The 1,349-nt window shown below is 37.7% G+C and carries 1 protein-coding gene and 1 pseudogene; both read right to left on the bottom strand.

Annotation, left to right across the window (positions count from 1 at the left end; genetic code table 11):
- Positions 1–6: 6 nt before the first annotated feature.
- On the bottom strand, positions 7–606 hold the full coding sequence (locus CALSC_RS24450) for a hypothetical protein (protein ID WP_088243823.1): 600 nt from the start codon (positions 604–606) through the stop codon (positions 7–9).
- Positions 597–1,349 (bottom strand): annotated as a pseudogene (locus tag CALSC_RS26785) (hypothetical protein); the annotation flags it as partial. The gene CALSC_RS24450 and the pseudogene CALSC_RS26785, both read right to left, overlap by 10 nt.

The following is a 1,349-nucleotide window of genomic DNA, read 5'->3' on the forward strand; positions in this document are numbered from 1 at the left end:
AAACTTTTACCCGCTATCCCCAATTAAATCTGTTGTTGTAAACAAACCACCAGGTAAACCATCTTTGTTTTCATCAATAAGTTGAATATCTTTTGCTTCAATATTTATATTTCCACCGTCACCAGCACCAAAAGTACTAGCACTCACCCGTGCTCCATTTTTTACTAGTAAAGTATTAGTTTTGATATTCAAATTTTCACCCGCATTCCCTGTTGAAAATGCTGTTGTAAACAAACCGCTAGGGGAAGAATCTTTTCTTTCACCAATAAGTTGAATATCTTCAGCATTAACTTTTATATTTCCACCCTTACCTTCACTAGAGGTCCTAGCGCTCACCTCTGCCCCATCTTTTACTAGTAAAGTATTAGTTTTGATATTCAAACCACCCGCATCCCCTGTTGAATCTGTTGTTGAAAATAAACCGCTAGGTAAACCATCTTTCCTTTCACCAATGAGTTGAATATCTTGAGCTTCAATGGTTATATCTCCACCGTCACCTGCATCAAGGGTACTAGCGCTCACCCGTGCCCCATCTTTTACTAGTAAAGTATTAGTTTTGATATTTAAACGACTCGCATTCCCTGTTGAATCTGTTGTTATAAACAAACCGCTAGGTAAACCATTTGGTTTTCACCAATGAGTTGAATATCTTGAGCTTCAATAGTTATATCTCCACTCACACCATCACCAAATGTACTAGCGCTCACCTGTGCCCCATCTTTTACTAGTAAGGTATTAGTTTTGATATTCAAATTACCCGCATTCCCCGTTGACTCCGTTGTTGTAAACAAACCGCTAAGAGAAAAACCGCTAAGAGAAGAATCTTTTATTCCACCAATGAGTTGAATATTTTGAGCATCAATGGTTATATCTCCACTCGCACCTAAATCAAATGTACTAGTACTAATTTCTGCTATACCTTCTACTTGTAATGTTTTAGTGCTGATATTTATATCTCCTCCCTGTCCCTTTGCTCCTAGGAAAATATAGTTATGAATAAAGCTAATATCGTTAAGTTTTATGACCCCCGTTGCATTAATATCAATATTTCCTGCTTTACTTTGCTCAGAAACATTACCAGTATCTATTCCCGCAAACAGGAAACTCTCGTTTGTGATTTCTAAATTCCGAACATTAATCGCTATACTTCCACCATCATTACCGATAACTCTTATACTCCCATTATTTGCGATCGTAACATCACTTCTTTCTACTCCTGTAGGAAAACTTAAGCTGAGGTTATTCCCATCTACATTCAAGCCAATTCTTCCCTTACCAGCTAAACCACCTAATTCCACTCTTCCATCCAAAGCTGTTAATCCACCACCATCAATCGTCACATTACCACC

The organism is Calothrix rhizosoleniae SC01 (assembly GCF_900185595.1).
Lineage (GTDB): Bacteria > Cyanobacteriota > Cyanobacteriia > Cyanobacteriales > Nostocaceae > Calothrix_A > Calothrix_A rhizosoleniae.